This is a genomic window from Aurantiacibacter gangjinensis, from assembly GCF_001886695.1.
GTDB lineage: Bacteria > Pseudomonadota > Alphaproteobacteria > Sphingomonadales > Sphingomonadaceae > Alteraurantiacibacter > Alteraurantiacibacter gangjinensis.
In genome coordinates this window covers 167508-184116 of the sequence record NZ_CP018098.1, presented here as the reverse complement: position 1 = coordinate 184116, position 16609 = coordinate 167508, and the positions used below count along the sequence as shown (strand labels likewise).

12 protein-coding genes are annotated in these 16609 nt (G+C 60.3%); 3 read left to right on the top strand and 9 right to left on the bottom strand.

The window, feature by feature from the left end:
• Positions 1–3: 3 nt before the first annotated feature.
• The gene (locus BMF35_RS13055) at positions 4–3360 is read left to right on the top strand and encodes an error-prone DNA polymerase (RefSeq protein WP_047007890.1); all 3357 of its coding nucleotides are present in this window, start codon (positions 4–6) and stop codon (positions 3358–3360) included.
• Between the two features lie 17 nt (positions 3361–3377).
• Here the strand turns inward: BMF35_RS13055 and BMF35_RS13050 are convergent, their stop codons facing one another.
• The 6 genes from BMF35_RS13050 to BMF35_RS13025 form a co-directional block, all read right to left on the bottom strand.
• A complete protein-coding gene (locus tag BMF35_RS13050) occupies positions 3378–4919 on the bottom strand; it encodes an SLC13 family permease (RefSeq protein ID WP_071961238.1) in 1542 nt (513 codons plus the stop codon).
• A 203-nt stretch (positions 4920–5122) separates the two neighbouring features.
• A complete protein-coding gene (locus BMF35_RS13045; RefSeq protein WP_156172195.1) occupies positions 5123–5293 on the bottom strand; it encodes a hypothetical protein in 171 nt (56 codons plus the stop codon).
• A gap of 187 nt (positions 5294–5480) precedes the next feature.
• Positions 5481–6044: a DUF3598 family protein gene (locus BMF35_RS13040; RefSeq protein WP_156172196.1), complete on the bottom strand. Its 564-nt coding sequence runs from the start codon at positions 6042–6044 to the stop codon at positions 5481–5483.
• Positions 6041–7135: a YybH family protein gene (locus BMF35_RS13035; protein ID WP_047007727.1), complete on the bottom strand. Its 1095-nt coding sequence runs from the start codon at positions 7133–7135 to the stop codon at positions 6041–6043. Before BMF35_RS13035 ends, BMF35_RS13040 begins: the two co-directional genes overlap by 4 nt.
• An 11-nt stretch (positions 7136–7146) precedes the next feature.
• Positions 7147–8562: a M24 family metallopeptidase gene (locus tag BMF35_RS13030; RefSeq protein ID WP_047007728.1), complete on the bottom strand. Its 1416-nt coding sequence runs from the start codon at positions 8560–8562 to the stop codon at positions 7147–7149.
• Positions 8562–9428, bottom strand: a complete 867-nt coding sequence (locus BMF35_RS13025; protein WP_162199245.1) for a DUF1838 family protein — start codon at positions 9426–9428, stop codon at positions 8562–8564. Before BMF35_RS13025 ends, BMF35_RS13030 begins: the two co-directional genes overlap by 1 nt.
• Before the next feature lie 377 nt (positions 9429–9805).
• Between BMF35_RS13025 and BMF35_RS13020 the strand changes: the two genes are divergently transcribed.
• Positions 9806–10696, top strand: a complete 891-nt coding sequence (locus BMF35_RS13020; protein ID WP_071961236.1) for a LytTR family DNA-binding domain-containing protein — start codon at positions 9806–9808, stop codon at positions 10694–10696.
• A gap of 57 nt (positions 10697–10753) precedes the next feature.
• Here the strand turns inward: BMF35_RS13020 and BMF35_RS13015 are convergent, their stop codons facing one another.
• Positions 10754–13234 carry a TonB-dependent receptor gene (locus BMF35_RS13015; protein ID WP_082115740.1) on the bottom strand — a complete coding sequence of 827 codons (2481 nt, stop codon included), beginning with the start codon at positions 13232–13234 and terminating at the stop codon, positions 10754–10756.
• 615 nt (positions 13235–13849) lie between these two features.
• On the opposite strand from BMF35_RS13015, the gene BMF35_RS13010 reads away from it, so the two are divergent.
• Positions 13850–14482, top strand: coding sequence for a tyrosine-type recombinase/integrase (locus BMF35_RS13010; RefSeq protein ID WP_047007892.1), 633 nt, complete (start codon positions 13850–13852; stop codon positions 14480–14482).
• Between the two features lie 964 nt (positions 14483–15446).
• On the opposite strand, the gene BMF35_RS13000 is transcribed toward BMF35_RS13010, so the two are convergent.
• Both BMF35_RS13000 and BMF35_RS12995 read right to left on the bottom strand, forming a co-directional pair.
• Positions 15447–16031, bottom strand: coding sequence for a hypothetical protein (locus tag BMF35_RS13000; RefSeq protein WP_071961235.1), 585 nt, complete (start codon positions 16029–16031; stop codon positions 15447–15449).
• Positions 16032–16242: 211 nt separating this feature from the next.
• On the bottom strand, positions 16243–16527 hold the full coding sequence (locus BMF35_RS12995) for a hypothetical protein (RefSeq protein WP_156172197.1): 285 nt from the start codon (positions 16525–16527) through the stop codon (positions 16243–16245).
• Positions 16528–16609 lie beyond the last annotated feature (82 nt).

The window sequence follows — 16609 nt, the reverse complement described above, 5'->3', positions numbered from 1 at the left end:
GCCATGCCCGATGCTCCGCTCACACCCGACAAGCGCACGATCCTCGACGATGGCAGCCGCAGCCCGCTGCCCCCCTCCCCCTATGTAGAGCTGGGCCTGGCCAGCTGCTTTTCCTTCCTGCGCGGGGCATCCGATGCAGTCGATTACGCCGTCACCGCCTATGCGATGGGCTACGATACGCTGGGCATTGCGGATCGCAATTCCATGGCGGGCGCGGTGCGGCACTGGACCGAGATGCGCAATATCCGCCAGCGCCCGCTGGTCGGCTGCCGCCTCGTTACCATGGTGCATGACGGGCAGCCGCAGCGCGAATTCCTCGCCTATCCGCGCACGCGCGAAGGTTATGGCCGCCTCACCGCCATGCTGTCCGCCGCCAAGATGCGGAGCGTGGATGGCAAATGGCAGGATAAGGATGCCTGCGACCTGACGCTGGAGATGGTGGCAGGTGCGGTCGGCCAGTCGCCGCAGGACATGGTGCTGATCGCCCTTCCGCCGGAAGATCTGGATGGCTTTGCGCATGATCTGCCTGCTTTGGTGCGAGACATGCCGGCCCTGTCGCACATCGCGGCAAGCCGCCTCTATCGCGGAGACGACCGGGCGCGCATCAACCGGCTGGACGCGCTGGCGCGGGCGCATCGCCTGCAAATCGTCGCCACCAACGATGTGCTTTATCATGAACCCGCCAGCCGTCCGCTGGCCGACGTGATGGCGTGCATCCGGGAGAAATGCACGATTGCCGATGCCGGCGCCCTGCTGGAACAGAATGGCGAGCGGCACCTCAAACCACCGCAGGAGATGCAGCGCCTGTTTGCCGAATGGCCGCATGCCATTGCCGAAACCCGCGCCATTGCAGACAGCATCGGCTTCGACCTTGGCGACCTGCAATACGAATATCCCGATCTCGACCTGGCGCCCGGCACCACGCCGGATGACCACCTGGCGAAACTTTCATGGGAAGGGGCGACAAAACGCTACCCCGATGGCATTCCGGAAAAGGTCCATGCAGCCATTGCGCGCGAACTGCATCTGATCGCGAAGATGGATATCGCGCGCTATTTCATCACCATCTACGATATCGTGCAGCATGCCCGCTCGCTGGGCATATTGTGCCAGGGGCGCGGCTCTGCGGCCAACAGCGCGGTCTGCTATTGCCTCGAAATCACTGCCGTCGACCCGGCGACGACCGATCTGCTGTTCGAACGCTTCATCTCCGAAGAGCGCAAGGAGCCGCCCGATATCGACGTCGATTTCGAGCATGAGCGGCGCGAGGAAGTGATCCAGCACATTTACGAGCATTACGGGCGCGAACGTGCCGGCCTGTGCGCAACCATCGTCCATTACCGCCCGCGCATGGCGATCCGCGAAGTGGGCAAGGTGATGGGCCTGTCCGAAGATGTAACCGGCGCCATGGCGAAAACGGTATGGGGCAGCTGGGGCTCCGAAGTGAACGAGGAGCGCGCCGAGAGCGAGGCCGGGCTGGACCTGTCGGACCCGCATCTGCGCCGTGTGATCGCGCTGGCCAACCAGCTGATCGGCAAGCCGCGCCATCTGGGCCAGCATGTCGGCGGCTTCATCCTCACCCGCAGCCCGCTGACGCAGGTCGTGCCCATCGGCAATGGCGCCATGCCCGATCGCAGTTTCATCGAATGGGACAAGGACGATATCGATGCGCTGGGCATCATGAAGATCGATGTGCTGGCGCTCGGCATGCTCACCTGCATCCGCAAATGCTTCGATCTGCTGCAGGCCCATTGCGGCGAGACCCACACGCTCGCCAGCATCGAGCAGGAGGACCAGAACGTCTACGCCATGCTGCAAAGGGGCGATTCGCTGGGCGTGTTCCAGGTGGAAAGCCGCGCGCAGATGAACATGCTGCCACGCCTGCGGCCGAAGACGTTTTACGACCTCGTGATCCAGGTTGCCATCGTGCGACCCGGGCCGATCCAGGGCGATATGGTCCACCCCTATCTCAAGCGGCGCAAGGGACGAGAGGAGCCGTTCTACCCTGAACCCGCGCCCGAGCATGGCCCACCGGACGAATTGCGCAATATTCTGAAACGCACGCTGGGCGTGCCGATCTTTCAGGAACAGGCGATGAAGATCGCCATGGTCGCGGCGCGCTTCAGCCCGCGGGAGGCGAACCAGTTGCGCCGCGCGATGGCGACATTCCGCAATCGCGGCGGTGTATCGGAGCACAAGGAAAGAATGGTCGGCCGCATGATCGAACGCGGCTACGATCCCGATTTTGCCGCCCGCTGCTTCAGCCAGATCGAAGGGTTCGGCGAATACGGCTTTCCCGAAAGCCACGCAGCAAGCTTTGCCCACCTCGTCTACGTGTCGAGCTGGATCAAGCATTACCACCCGGCGATCTTCGCCTGCGGCCTCCTCAATTCGCAGCCCATGGGCTTTTACGCCCCGGCACAGATCGTGCGCGATGCGCGAGAGCACGGGGTGAAGGTGCTGGCCCCCGATGTGAATATGTCGGACTGGGACAATACGGTGGAATGGCAAATGGTGGATGGCCAGCGGCAACTGGTGCTGCGCCTCGGCCTGCGGCAGGTGGACGGGTTGGCGGAAGTTGACGCGGCAAAGCTGCTATCCGCGCGCACATCGCCTTTTGCCGATGTCGAAGCACTGCGCACCAGGGCGCGGCTGGGCACAAGACCGATCAACCTGCTGGCCGCGGCCGATGCCTTCCGCTCCATGGGCAAGGATCGCCGCGATGCGCTGTGGGATGCGCGCGCGCTGAAGAACGCGCCCGACCTGCCGCTATTCACCCATGCCGATGCCCGTGACGAGGGCGAGGATGTGCCTGTATTGCTGCCCGCCATGCCGCTGAGCGAACATGTCGTCGCCGATTACCAGACCACGCGCCTGTCGCTGAAGGGGCACCCGATGGGCTTTCTGCGCGAACATTATACCGCGCGCGGCTTCACCCGCGCGGCGGACCTTCGCGCCTGCCGGTTCAACCAGCGCGTATCGGTGGCGGGCGTCGTGCTGATCCGCCAGCGGCCTGGCAGCGCCAAGGGCGTGGTGTTCATCACGCTGGAGGATGAAAGCGGGGTCATCAATCTGGTCGTCTGGCCCGATGCGATGGAGGCCAATCGCAAGGTTATCATGGGCGCGCGGCTGATGCGCGTGCACGGCACGGTGCAGATGGACGAGGATGTGATCCATGTCGTCGCGCGCGAGATGCACGACGATACGGCCAAGCTGTCGCTGCTGTCGGACGACATGCTCAAACCCGATCTCGCCCGCGCCGACCACGTGGTAAAACCGCTGCAGGGATCATGGCCATCGAACACGGGTCGCCACCCGCGCGATGTCAGCGTCATCCCGCGCTCGCGCGACTTCCACTGACCCTTGGCAAGGTGTCGCTAGAAGACCAGCGGTGCCAGGAAATAGGACAGCGCGATGATCGCCACGCTCGCCAGCAGATTCAGGCGGAACCCGGCCCTCGCCATCTGCTCCAGCGAAATCTTGCCGCTGGCATAGATCACCGCATTCGGCCCCGTCGCCATGGGCAGCATGAAGGCGCAGCTTGCCGCAAGCGCAACCGGCGCGGCGAGCAGCGCGACATCGATGTCGCTCGCTTCGCCCACGGCGATCAGCACCGGCATGGTCGCTGCCGCCGTAGCGACGTTGGAGGTGATTTCTGTCAGAAAGATGATGAGCAAGGTGACCAGCGCGATCAGCAGGATGACTGGCAAGGTACCGATGATGGCAAGCTCGCCGCCCAGCCATGCGCTCATTCCGGAATACCGCATCGCTCCGGCCAGCGCCATGCCGCCGCCGAACAGCAGCACCACGCCCCAGGGGATGGATTCGGCCGTCTTCCAGTCGAGCAGCCTTGCAGCCCGATCGGACCGGTCTCCTGCCGGGATAAGGAAGCACAGCACCACGCCGATAATGGCCGCCACGCTGTCGGACAGACCGGACAGTGGCTGGACGCCGCCGATCTCGAGTTCGCGCAGCGGAATGCCGAATATCCAGAGCGAGGCGATGAATGCGAACATGCCGATGACGCGCTTTTCCGCCACGCTCATCGGGCCGAGCGCCGCGACCTTCCGGTCGATCATTCCCGCGACCTTGTCCGCCGTATCCTGCGACACATCGGACTTTGCGCCCTCGAAGCGCGATAGCAGCCACCATGCCAATGGGACGAGAACGAGGACGGCCGGAACGCCCAGCGCCATCCAGGTGACGAAGCCGATCTCCTCGCCCGTGCTCCGCTCGACCGCGTCCTTCACCAGGAGGTTGGTCGGCGTGCCGATATAGGTGCCGAGCCCGCCTATCGAACATGCCCACGCAATGCCGAGCAGCAGGAGGATCGTGAAGCGACCGGCATTCTCTTCATCGTCGTCGGCAAGGGTCACCGCGATGGACAGCGCGATGGGCACAAGCATGATGGCCGTGGCGGTGTTGGAAATCCACATGGACAGCAAAGCGGCGGTCGCCATGAAGCCGGCCAGAAGCGCTTTCCGCCTGCCGCCGAAATGCGACAGCGTGCCAAGCGCGATCCGTTCGTGCAGACCCCATCGCTCGATTGCCTTGGCGATGATGAAACCGCCAAGCAGAAGCACAACGATCGGATGCAGGTAAGCGCCGGCCACATCGGCGAGCGGGGCCACCTGTCCAACGGGCAGCACAACCATGGGAAGCAGCGCGGTAACAGCGATGGGGATGGCTTCGCTCACCCACCAGATCGCCATCAAGACGAGCAGCGAGAAGACAGTCCATGCTTGCAGGGGCGAGCCCGGCAAATCGTCCGCCGCCGGGTCCGCATACATTGCTTCGAGACCTGCCGGCACACCGATGAGATGGATTGCAAGAAATGCCGCCGGCCCGGCGATCAATCCGATCACACGCCGTTTGGAAAGCCCGCCCTTGTCCTTCTGCAACGCTGTCACAGGTGTCATTCCGCGGTGTCCCGTGCCGTCGGTTTCATTCGCCTAGCCTTTTTCCCTCGCGAGTACGGCGCTGCCGCTTAGCCGAGCACGCTGCTCTATCGTGTCCTCGACATGTCTCATGCACAGTGGCTCATAACAAAAGCTCGCTGCGCGCAAAGCGATGATTGGCGACACCCACAGAGCGCCGCCAATCATTCGATCATACTTGGTCATCAGAAGCGGATGCGCGCTCCCAGCTGGTAGGTCGCACCGTACTGCTCATTGCCGTTATAGACCGGCCCGGTCAGCCCGCCGCCGCGGAAGAAGCGCTCTTCCCCGGCTCCGTTGATGTTGATCGCGTCGGCATAGACCTGGATGGCGTCGGTGGTATCTAAAACTTCCAACCTGTTCTGATCAAATGGATATGCTGCGGTGAGAAGATCAGGCTGCATAGTCGTGTAAGAAGATGCAGCTTCAGATGAAATTCATCATTAACATGCTTTTCCTTGTTGAAGCGATTGCTTGATTTTTAATAGACTTTTATAAAAGTCTTCATCTCAAGGTAATCGAAAACCTTGACGTAATTAATTCTCAGCGTGCCCTTGCTTCATCTACCAGCGTACGGCGCAGCAGATCGCCGTTGCGAAAGAACTGCGCCACCCTGTGTCGCTGCTGGCCATCCGCAGACAGCGTGATAATCTCGGAAATCTCCAGCCCCGACCCGTCGGTGAAGCGCATCAATAGCACGCTCGTACGCCCGGTCGGATCTTCGGGCAGCAGAAAATAGCTGCCTTCGAGCCGTTCATTGGTGAAGCGCAACACATTGTCATCCCAACGTCCAAAACTGTCGACGCGTTGTTCCTCGCCAGTTTCCAGCGTCAAGATGTTGGTCTGGTGATATTCTCCGCGCGCATCGTTTGCAGGGAAGCGCACGATTATGCGCGACGGCAACTCGGACTGAAGTAGCCCATCGGGGCCGAAACGACGGAAGGTGCCGACCCATTCACCTTCCATCTGCTCTACCATCGTGCTGCGCAGCGCGGTAGGATCGATTTGGGCAAGCGGTTCTGGTGACCTGGCCTGGTCAACAGTGCAGGCCGTGAGTGTCGATGCGGCCAGACCAGCAGCTGCGAAAATAGCCGGAATCCGCATCATTCGTTCCCCCCTTCCGACGTCGCCTTCAGATGCGAGACAAGAAGTCTTTCGAAGTATCCGTCAGCCGAGCCCTCGGCTGCGTTCAGATAGGAGTCAACCGGAGCCTGTGCAGTTGCTCCGCAATCCTCCAGCGCACCTTCCAGCTGAAATGCGCTGTAGGTTACCTGGGCGGAATAGTTACCGCGGTCGGCGGCAAGTCGCATATCGGCTGCGGCGCTGCACTTGGCGGCATCATCGTCTGCCGAGAGCCAATTGAGATAGCCGAGCAGGAAGATCGCATTGTGATTCCCTGCGCGGGCGGCGGCCTGACGCTGCGCAAACGACAGATCGCGATCGCCTGAATATCCGTAGAGCCTGCCGAGATGAAAATGGATGCGCGGATCGTCAGGATAGCGCTCCAGATCGGCCAGGCACTGTGTGATGGCCGCAGGCACATCGATCTCTGCGCGCGCGCGCGGAGCAGCCAGACGTTGTCGATCATACCGGCTGGACGCCAGAATGTCGCACTGCGTAACGTCGTTTCGATCCTGCCCGTCCCATGCGATGCTGCCGGCATATTGCGACTGCATGGCCGCGCCCGCCGACGCAGATGCATCGCGTGGCGGAGCCGGCGAATCCATATCGCGATGAATGCGCCAAGTACCGTCATCGTCGCGGCGAAACACCACCAGTGAACGGCCTTCTTCGGTAACATCGGGCCGCTGATCGTCCTCGGGCGGTGTGTAGGTAACCGTGAAGTCACCTACGAAAATGGCATAATCGCCCAGCAGGGTCAGTTCTCGTTCGCGCACATCGATTTCCACGCGGCGTCCTGCGGCAAGGCCGCCGATGGCGCGGCGCATCCCATCACGCCCGACTATCGCTGGTCGACCGCGCGGCATCACCAGCGTGTCGACCGTGTAAAGATCGGGAATCTCCGAGAATCGACCATCGCGATAAAGCTGACGCCACGTCTCTCCAACTGCACGCACCGCCTCGCGGTCTGCACGCGCATCTTCGTTCGAAATCTCTTGCCCCGCATCACCGGCCTGCGCCGATGCCGGTTGCGAAGCGAGCGCGGCCGCCACGGCAATTACACCTACGATACGCATCCTCTGCTCTCCTAAACTGTAATAACAGGCGGAGGCACGTCGTGAATCGCTTCCGCGCGTCCGTCTCTAATCAACATCAAATCTTCAAGGTGGATGGTGCCGCCCAACCCAGCGAGAAACACCGGGCAGTCGACGCTCAGCGTCATGTTTTCCTGCAGGACCAGATCGGGCGGTGCTGCCGGGGTCAAAAGAGACGTTGCCGGCTGATCGGTGTGGAACAGGCCCACGCTATGCGGCCTGAAGCTGACATTGAGATCGACGCCCAGACGATCGAGGGTAGCGCGCCCTATGCGAGGTATTTCGGAAAAACGCATACCGGGACGAAGCTGCTCGCGAATTTCGCTCCATGCCGTCGATACGGCACTGGCTGCCCGCTGAACGGTACGGGGCGGCTCGCCGATGAAGATGGTGCGTCCGAAATCGCCATGATAGAAGCGGCAGGTGCTGACGCAATCGATGGAAACGGACATGCCATCGGTGAATTCGCGATCCAGCGCTTCCGTCGATGTGCCGGCGATGACCATGAAAACGCCGGCATTGCCACGGCGTCCTGCCTCGCCGAAGAAGGCCGATCGCAGCGCACGTGCACTGCCAAGTTCGCGAGCGCTGCGTGCTGCTGTTATCGCTGCTGCCACATTGCGTTCAGATGCCAGTCGCATCATCCGGATCTCGGTCGGCGATTTGGTCAGCCGCGCCGTTCGCACGATATCCTGACCCTGGCTCGTTATGTCACCTTCGAAGCCGCGGGCGCGAAGGCCGGCTTCGAGTCCGAGATGATCGATGCCGACCCGGCCTTGCCATACCCCCAAGGAGTGGAGCGCTTTGCGCATTGCCCATGTGGCGTCAGCGCTCGGTGGCTGGGTACGCCCGAACATCAGCAGCCGATGGCGGTCTAGGGAGGTAAGCGTACCGCCATCGGCCACTTCCATGACGCGCGCTTCGGCGGACGGAGGCTCTTCCCCTTCCACTTCAGGTGCGCCGATGGGATTGGTATAGGTAAAAATCTCGCGATCGGAAAATTCGGATTCCGGCGTATGGGTGTAGTAATATAGAAACGCGTGCATCACCACGGTCAATGGCCGGGCCGGATCGGCGCAGAGGATGGCGATGCCACTGCCATCGAAGCCCATTCGGTCGAGCTGCGGCCAATGATTGGTAAGATAGAATACGTTTGCCGGCTGCGTCACGATGAGCGCGTCGAGCCCCGCTTCTCGCATCAGGAAGCGCAATCGATCTGCGTCCATCAACGCATCCGTGCGCAGAAAATCGAGATCCGGCGGCGACACGCTGAGCGCGTCGGCAGATGCCGACGCGTGTTCGCTTGCTTTGGCCGCTGCGGCAGGGAGGCAAGCAGACGCTGCTGCCAGCCCCGCACCGCCGACAAGCGCCTGCCTGCGACTGATACCGGATTCGTTGTCGTCCATCATTACATTCGGCCCTCCGCACGCAGACGGCGCATCTGCGCTGCCGTGCCGTATGCCTCTGCGGGGAAGCCCCAGGGATCGTCCAGGAAACCGGGGTAAGCGGCCTCAATCGGCGCGCGGGTCGCAGTCGCCATGTTCGATAGCGATCCGTATTTGCCACCGAAGCCGTGCCAAACGGTGCCGCCCGCCCGGCGCCCCATCATCATCCAGAGCGGCCATGGCGTATCGGCCATCATGGTGATTGTGGAGGGCACGCTATCCATGTCCGGGTCGGCGAAATCGGCAATTCGGCCTCGGTATGTAAGGATGTCTACGCTTTCCCGGATTTCCCCGGCATACGCCTCAGGGAATTCTTCTTCGCCGATTGCGGATGGAAAGCGGTTGTAGCGCCTCTCTGTCACCCACACGTCTTCGCTCGACCGATGCCAGGATTGCTGCGGCACGCCCAATTCGGCAAGCCGGCGCTGCGCCTGATCATCGGGCAGGGCAGAGCGCATGTAAGAGCCCTGCTCGCTGAAATAGTAGCGATTGTCGGGAGACACATATCCCAGCGGCACGATGGTCCTGTCGATATAGGGATTATGCCACTCGGTCAGCGGCTGGCGCGTGGCGATGTCAATGCAGACCATCGCCTCCTTCTGTACCGTCACATATTCGCCCGGCCCTGTCTGCTCGCTGCGGATTTCCAGTACGGTGACGAAGCCGAACAGGGGCCGGAGCAGGCTGCCGGGGCTGCGCCCGTATATGATGCCCTCATTTGAATAGGCGCTGGTCGTGCCGATACCAGCCGACAATCGCATGAGGCCGGCAATACGTTCTCGCGGGGTTGCGGGCAGAGCGAATGGCAGCGCGGAATGTTCTGTGGTCACAGATGCCTGCAGAGCGCCGGCGTTGGTTAGCGCGAGTCCTGCGCCCAAGCCGGATAGGAGTAACCTGCGGCGCGACGCATTGTGAACAGGCTGCACGCCGAGCGATTTTCCCATGGGCTTTGTCACCACGCACCCTCTCCAAAAAATGTCGCGCGTTAAAACTGCTCTTTGGCAGCCCGTCAGCGCTGGTATATAGATCCGAGAGTTACCGTCTGCTGCTGAGTAGCCATCCTCAACCGGCAATTCGCCAATAGGACAGCCTGCGCGTCATTCTTCGCGGCTTGGAAGGGGCGGTTCGCGAAACGGTCTCGCGAAAGTTTCGGCAATCGGCTTGCCGCCTGCGAGTTGGACCCATAGGCTTGCAAGCAAGGGAGATTATGAGCGATAGACTCAATCAAGCAGCGCTCTTGAACGCTGCATTTTTATTCGGCCTTCCAGTGATGATAGGCCTTGTCCTCGGTGGTAACCAGCTGCGAGCTGGCGCATTGCTGCCGTGGGGCCTTTCGGTGGTATATTGGCTGGCGCTGGTGCTGGTGACGTGGCTCGTACTGGTTGGTGCGACGCGGGCGGTTGCGCGGCTGCTTGTGCCTTGGGACACTCCGCCGTGGGTGGCCTGGATAGGTGGCGCTATCATCGGCAGCCTGCTCGCCCGGCCCCTTATCTACCTCATCGTCGATGCGTTTCGCCCCTTCATGGCGGATGGCGAATTGCGCAGTATGCGCCCTGCGGAACTCTCTTTAGATTTCCTGCAATATTACCTCGCAAACTGGTTGGCGATCATCCTCATGTGGGTGGCGGCGTGCGCACTGCGGCAATGGCTTCAGGATAATTTGCGCTGGGATCGGGAACGCTTCGACAAGGCGAGCGGACTGGCACAGGATACCACTGCTGCGATCGTCGCGGAGGCGGAGCAGCATCTGTCCTCTTTTTTGCACAAGCTCCCGAACCGAATTGGTCGCGATATTATCGCCATGCAGTCCGAAGATCACTATGTTCGGGTGCATACCACCCAAGGCAATGCCTTGGTCTTGATGACCATATCAGATGCGGCCAAACATTTGGAGAGCGGCGGAATAGCCGGCCAGCGCGTGCACAGATCATGGTGGGTCGCGCAAGGCGCCGTGGTAAAAGCACGCCAGGATGGCCGGCGGTTCCTTCTTCAATTGCAGTCCGGCCTGGAAGTGCCTGTAAGCCAGACTTATCGCGAAGTGGTTCGGTTGACCGGGCTGGTGCCCGATGCCGAAGGCTCGCAGCTCGCGGCAAAATAGAAAACGCCCGCCCTTGGCATTCGATATCAAGGGCGGGCGCTGTTTCTATTTACTAATCTAGAAGTCGAACGTAGCGCGTACGCCGATCGTGCGCCTCTGGGGCGGCGTAACGATCAGTCCGAAATTACTGGCAAACCCGAAAAGTGATTCAGTGGTGAAGTCTGAAATGCGCGATGCGGAGAGCAGATCGTCATTGTCGAATAGGTTCGTAGCAAAAGCCTCCAGTCGTAGGTTATCCCTACGCACGCCGGCTCGCAGGTTCGCCCGGAACGTGTCGCCAATCCAGCTGAAATTCGCTTCCTCGTTATAGGCGCGGCCCATATAGTTGCCATCGGCCGTGACGTAATAGTCCCAATCGGCCGTTAGTTCATCGTCCCAGCTCAGCGCAAGGGACCCGCTCCATTCGGGGAATTTCGGAGTGGTGTTTCCGGTACATTCCGCCCTACCGGAAACGCTACCGACCACGAAATTGGAGAACGGGCAGGTGAAGTCGGAATATTCCGCCCGCGCCCAATTGACCATGACGCTACCCGAAAGCTGTTCCGTCGCGCGGAACGATCCTTCAAATTCGATACCCCACAGGTCGGAATTGCCTGCATTTGTCTGCAGTGTGAGTACTCGCGCGCGACCGGTCGGATCGTCCACTACGGGCACGCCGACGCGTGTCTTCTGGTTGGTCCACTCCATATAATAGCCCACGAGCGAGAAGTTGATCGCGCCGTCGGCGATCGCCTGACGCCAGCCGATTTCGTAGTTCTGCAGCTCTTCCTCGTCATTGAAAACGCCGACTTCGCCCAGCAATTCTTCCACATCTTCAAGTTCACTGGGCGTGAGACCCGGAATCGAGGCGTTGAAAAAACCGGGCAGGTTGCCCTTGGAATAAGTCGCCCAGACAACGCCATCCTCGATGGCTTCGTAGGACAGGGTTACGCGCGGCAGGAAGTTTTCGAATGTCGCTTCGAACTCGGCACCCTGCCCGATCGTGTCGCGTTGAAAGCGACCTTCGAAATCGAGAGTGAGCCGGTCTGTAACGTCAAAGCCGACATAGCCGAAAATGCCCAGCGTCTGGCCGGTCTCTTCCACCGGGTCGGCACTGTACACCACAACCGGATTTTCTAGAGTCGGAGTACCGAAGATCGTGGGCACGCCGCGTTCTTCAAGATAATCGTAGACGAGCACACCGCCGGAGCCGCCCTCGACATGCAGGATGTCGAGATAACTTACGCCCAGCGAAAATCGTAGGCGCCTGTCCTGGTCGGAGGAAAAGCGTGCTTCAAACGAATAGTCCTCGTCGAATTGCGGATCCTGTTCGAGCCAGGCAGCGACCGGCGCGTGATCGAAGTCATGCACGTAATCCACCGCAACGCGGTTGTAGCCGGTGAGCACGCTGATCGTGCTATTGTCGAAAATACCGCCCCCGTTCAGATCCCAATCGAGGATACCGGCAAGACGAAGCTGGTCGCGATTGAGGCCCATCGTGGTGCGACGCGGAACATTGCTGACTTTGGGGCGGCCATTCGCTTCATCCGCCGCGAAGAGCGCGAGCGTCGCAGGAGTCAGGCGCGTATTGTTGCCGACCAGATCTTCCCAATCGAACCCTGCGTTTGCAACGATGTCGTTCACATTCCCGCAGAAGTAATCGGGCACTACGCCTTGCCGGCTGGGGATCAGTTCGTTGCAATTGGCAAGATCAGGCCCCTGGCCGAAATTGGAAAGCGCGGATCCGAGAAAGATGCCGTCATTTTGGCCATCGCGATCCTCGCCGTAAAAACCGCGTAGGCGGATCCGCAGATCGGGGGTGGGTTCGGCGTAGAGGGTGAGATTACCCGACAGCGTGCGTTCCTGACCCAGTCGCCCGCCGTCCGCGATGGACGTGTATTGCCCGCCCGTGCCGAAACCGCGCAGGCCGACCCGGTAGGCGACGACATCGCCGAGCAGCGGACCTTCGTGATTAAGCGAGACGTCATAGGTTCCATATTCCGCAATGCTGGCGGAAACGCGACCCTGGGGAACGAAGCTAGGCGTCCGCATTACGTAGTTGATCGCGCCGCCAAAGGTGGACCGGCCAAAGGTTGCAGATTGCGGCCCCTTGATGACCTCGATCCGTTCCAGCGCATTCAGATCTAGGCTTTGCACACCAGTGGCGACGTATACTCCGTCGAGAAAAATCGTGCCGACTTGCTGAGAAGGAACGGGCTGGTTGGTATCCATGCCGCGAAAGCGGATAGCCGTGTTGACGCGGCCGGGGATAAGCGTCGCCTGTTCCGTAAACTGCACACCTGGCGTGCGCAAGGTCACGTCTTCCAGCGTGCGCATGTCCAACCGTTCGATATCCGCCGCCCCGATTAACGACAGCGCTACAGGCGCTTCGGTCAGTGCTTCGGGGCGACGGCGTGCCGTCACTATGATATCGCCTTCCAAACGTTCGTCATCAGCACCGGGCAGTGCCGTATCGCCTTCGGTCCTGTCCTGCGCGACCGCAGTTTGCGATAGCCCGAGTATGGCAACCGATGCGAGTAGTGCTATTTTAGAGTTCATCCGCTCTTCCTCCCACGTTCTTTATCGACGATGTGGTGGAAAGTTGCGTGCTGGCGATAAGTAAGCGCAACAAACAATACGTATGTCCGTCGTTATCTTCGCCAACCCGGCTCAAGCAGCTTCGCTTCTTCGCCAAACCGATATACGAAGTCGATCATATTCCGATCCTCGTGAGGAGGGACAGATCTGCGACAGCGTGCACCTTGGAAAGAGCAACTCGCGGCTGATAGATTTCCAGCATAGTCTGGCGCAGGCAGCGCATGCGCCTGACTGTTAAAGGTTAGACATCTACCTTTACCGTCACTCATTGCCTCTGAAAGTGGTGAGACGGATCAGACTGTAACGTCCGTTCCGAGACGCGGACGGGTCCTTGCATTCATACTATCCGGTTTTCACAAGATTATCTCGAGCGAGGGTAAATGGCATGATCGTTTGACGACAAGCTTCGGCTATATTCGCTGCCGACTGGCGGTCAGATGGCGAATGTTTGGGCCGATTGCGGACGGTCCGCTTTCGGCGAGCTAGGTGGACCAAGCTGACATTCGGCTACCGGCCCACAAGCACCATTATATCGAGCGTTACCTTCTCGGCCAATCATGGGCGAGGAGAAAATCGATGGGATACTCACGGTTTGATTTAACTACGGGACATCGCTCGGCCTGGAACGCTGGTAAGAATGTCGGAACTAAGCGTCCGCTCACGCAGAAGCAGATTTGGGCGATCCGCTTTCATCTCGATCGCGAAGGGCGATTGAGGGACAAGGCCCTTTTCGATCTCGCGATCGACAGCAAACTGCGGGGCTGCGATTTGGTGAAGATCAAGATCGGAGACGTGGTTGCGGGTGTCGACATCCGCAATCGAGCAACCGTCATCCAGCAAAAGACCCACAAGCCCGTGCAGTTCGAGATTACCGCTGATGTGCGAGCTATACTGCTAGCGTGGTTGGAACGCAGAGGCGGCTCAATGGCCGACTACCTGTTTCCGAGCCGTGTCGATCCAGCAGACCATATGAGCACGCGACAGTATGCCCGCCTGGTCGATGAGTGGGTCACGGCGATCGGGCTGCGGAGAGCAGAATATGGGACGCATTCATTGCGCCGGACGAAGGCCGCAATGATCTACCGCGCTACCGGGAACATCCGAGCGATTCAGATCCTGCTTGGCCATACGAAGATCGAGAACACGGTGCGTTACCTCGGTGTCGATGTCGAGGATGCTTTGCTGCTAGCTGAGAGGACCGAAATCTGATCAAGACTGCGGTCGACCGGCGAGACCGGTCGACCGCTTTCGGACTCGTTCCAATCAGCAAGGAAGCGGGCGCACTGTCCAGGCCCAAATGGCGGACCGCAATGCTGTCCACTTATTGCGCGCAGTCCGGCTTCTTCGGGCAAGTTATTGGTCTGTTGATTGTTGGCTGAGCGGCGAAGGTCTGAACCGGTTTCTCTTCTCGCGAAACCGGGCTAGAAGGCGGAATATTGCTCGCGCTTCTCTTCGCTCTCAGTGTCATTCCGACCGGCGAGACTTTTTTAGTGCACGCCGACTGCCGTGTGGGACGGCGACGGTCCGATATGGTGCGCGGAAGGACCACGGATGCGGCTGTCTGGTATCGCCGCGCGTGAAATGGATGGTACTTCCTCGCCAAGTCATCCCTGTCCGGATGCCGATGCCATCTAGGCCCGTGATGCGCTGGTAAGCCTCGTCGGCCGGCCATTCGGCACGAGCCCAAATGTCCACGTCCTTGTCGAGGGCCCGACCCTGCGGTGCAGATCTACCGGCCCGGCCGGAGGTAAGAGGACGGGTGGATGGTGCGTCTCGCCGCGGTTCGGCGATCTGTCCTGTGCAATGGTCCGATTCGGTTTCGCAGCACGCTGGGATCGCTACTGGGGTGACCACGAATGCCGTTGAAGGGTGTCAGATCCGTTCTTCCAGAACCCGATTGTCCGTGGTCGATAAGCCTTGCGTGATTGGGACGACCCGTCCGAGCCAGAACCATCGATCTGGTTCTGGCTGGAAGTTTCATTCGTGGGTCTGCTCGTTGCAGGAGGCTATCTGGCCGTAGGGTGGACAGGTCTGTCTTGGATCAACGAATGGTTCGGCCCGTCTTGATGAAACCAACCGCAGCCGCGGCGCCAGCGTCCGCCCGAGCGGAAGCGGTTCGTATGCAGTAGCGAGTCAGCTTGTATCGCTTCGTTAGCGCCGGAGCATTTGCAGACTATTGCCCGGCATTTTCGATCGGCTGGAGCATAGGTCTGCTCAGGATCGGCGTTCCAATATGGGTCGCAAGGTCTGCACTCCAGCCGTCTGGATCCCAACCTTCCGCGTTAAGTTCGACGCCCAACAGATAGGGATCGGTCGTAGCGTCGCTGACTGTCACGCCGAGCCGGACGTTGCCGTCATCACCGTTCTGAAGCCGAACAATGGGCAACCGTCCTACTGGTAGCGGCTCCAGTCGTTCGGTGACCTGCCTGTCATGTCGCCATATCTGCGCGCGACATCCCCCGCTACCGCAGAACCCGCGATTTCGCACATAGACCACGTAGAGATCGCTTCCCTCGATCCGGACACCCGCGACCATTACCGTTTCGCCATTCAGAGTCGCTCGGATTGCATCCATGACGGCCGCTGGCAATTCCGGTGGCTCGGCCACGGTTTCGCCGGCCTCGTCCACTTCGTAGAAGAAGCCGGGCTGCTCGTAGTTCGGACCAGGATTCGTGGTGCAGCCAGATAAGGATAGCGACAGCGCTGCTGCCGAGCCCAACATGTATTGCGGTATGCGTGTCGTCGGCGATTGCATCATCGAACTCCCTGTCGTTGCCATCAGATGCCGGACATCAGGTGAGCGCGCCACGTGCGACCATCTTCTCGTGGTTACCATTGATGGCAGTCATAAGTCCTCTGCCGTCGGCTACATGCTCAATGAGCAGTTCGGACCCTTGCGTGTATCGATGCCTCACCTGCACGCTCGCCGAACGGGCGAGCCACGAGAACAGACCCAGCGAACATTCGGCCTAGTCGATGTCACGCCACTTAACACCGATCATACCTTTCGACCATGGCAGGAACCCGCGATGCAGCCACACACCTTGACTGTCGAGAGCGATAACAGTGAACGCGAGATCGAGCAGCTTGTAGACGAGCCTTGCCGCTAACAATGCGGTCACCCACCACGGAACGAATGAAATCGCGTTCAGTATGGCGATGGCGATCCCGTATTTCAGCAGAGGCACGAAATAGGCGACCCATGACATGCTCCACATCTGTCCATCTGGCACGCTCTGATGCAACCGTTCCATCACTGGCCTCCCAATCTGATCGTCCACGTTCCCACCGGCCCGGCATCGCAGCCTGTCAGCGCCCGACAACGCCAACATAGGT

Coding starts and splice junctions, on each gene's coding strand:
- BMF35_RS13055 (WP_047007890.1), top strand. CDS start 4: ATGCCCGATGCTCCGCTCACACCCGACAAGCGCACGATCCTCGACGAT.
- BMF35_RS13050 (WP_071961238.1), bottom strand. CDS start 4,919: ATGACACCTGTGACAGCGTTGCAGAAGGACAAGGGCGGGCTTTCCAAA.
- BMF35_RS13040 (WP_156172196.1), bottom strand. CDS start 6,044: ATGATGCGGATTCCGGCTATTTTCGCAGCTGCTGGTCTGGCCGCATCG.
- BMF35_RS13035 (WP_047007727.1), bottom strand. CDS start 7,135: ATGCGTATCGTAGGTGTAATTGCCGTGGCGGCCGCGCTCGCTTCGCAA.
- BMF35_RS13030 (WP_047007728.1), bottom strand. CDS start 8,562: ATGATGGACGACAACGAATCCGGTATCAGTCGCAGGCAGGCGCTTGTC.
- BMF35_RS13020 (WP_071961236.1), top strand. CDS start 9,806: ATGAGCGATAGACTCAATCAAGCAGCGCTCTTGAACGCTGCATTTTTA.
- BMF35_RS13015 (WP_082115740.1), bottom strand. CDS start 13,234: ATGAACTCTAAAATAGCACTACTCGCATCGGTTGCCATACTCGGGCTA.
- BMF35_RS13010 (WP_047007892.1), top strand. CDS start 13,850: ATGGGATACTCACGGTTTGATTTAACTACGGGACATCGCTCGGCCTGG.
- BMF35_RS13000 (WP_071961235.1), bottom strand. CDS start 16,031: ATGATGCAATCGCCGACGACACGCATACCGCAATACATGTTGGGCTCG.
- BMF35_RS12995 (WP_156172197.1), bottom strand. CDS start 16,527: ATGGAACGGTTGCATCAGAGCGTGCCAGATGGACAGATGTGGAGCATG.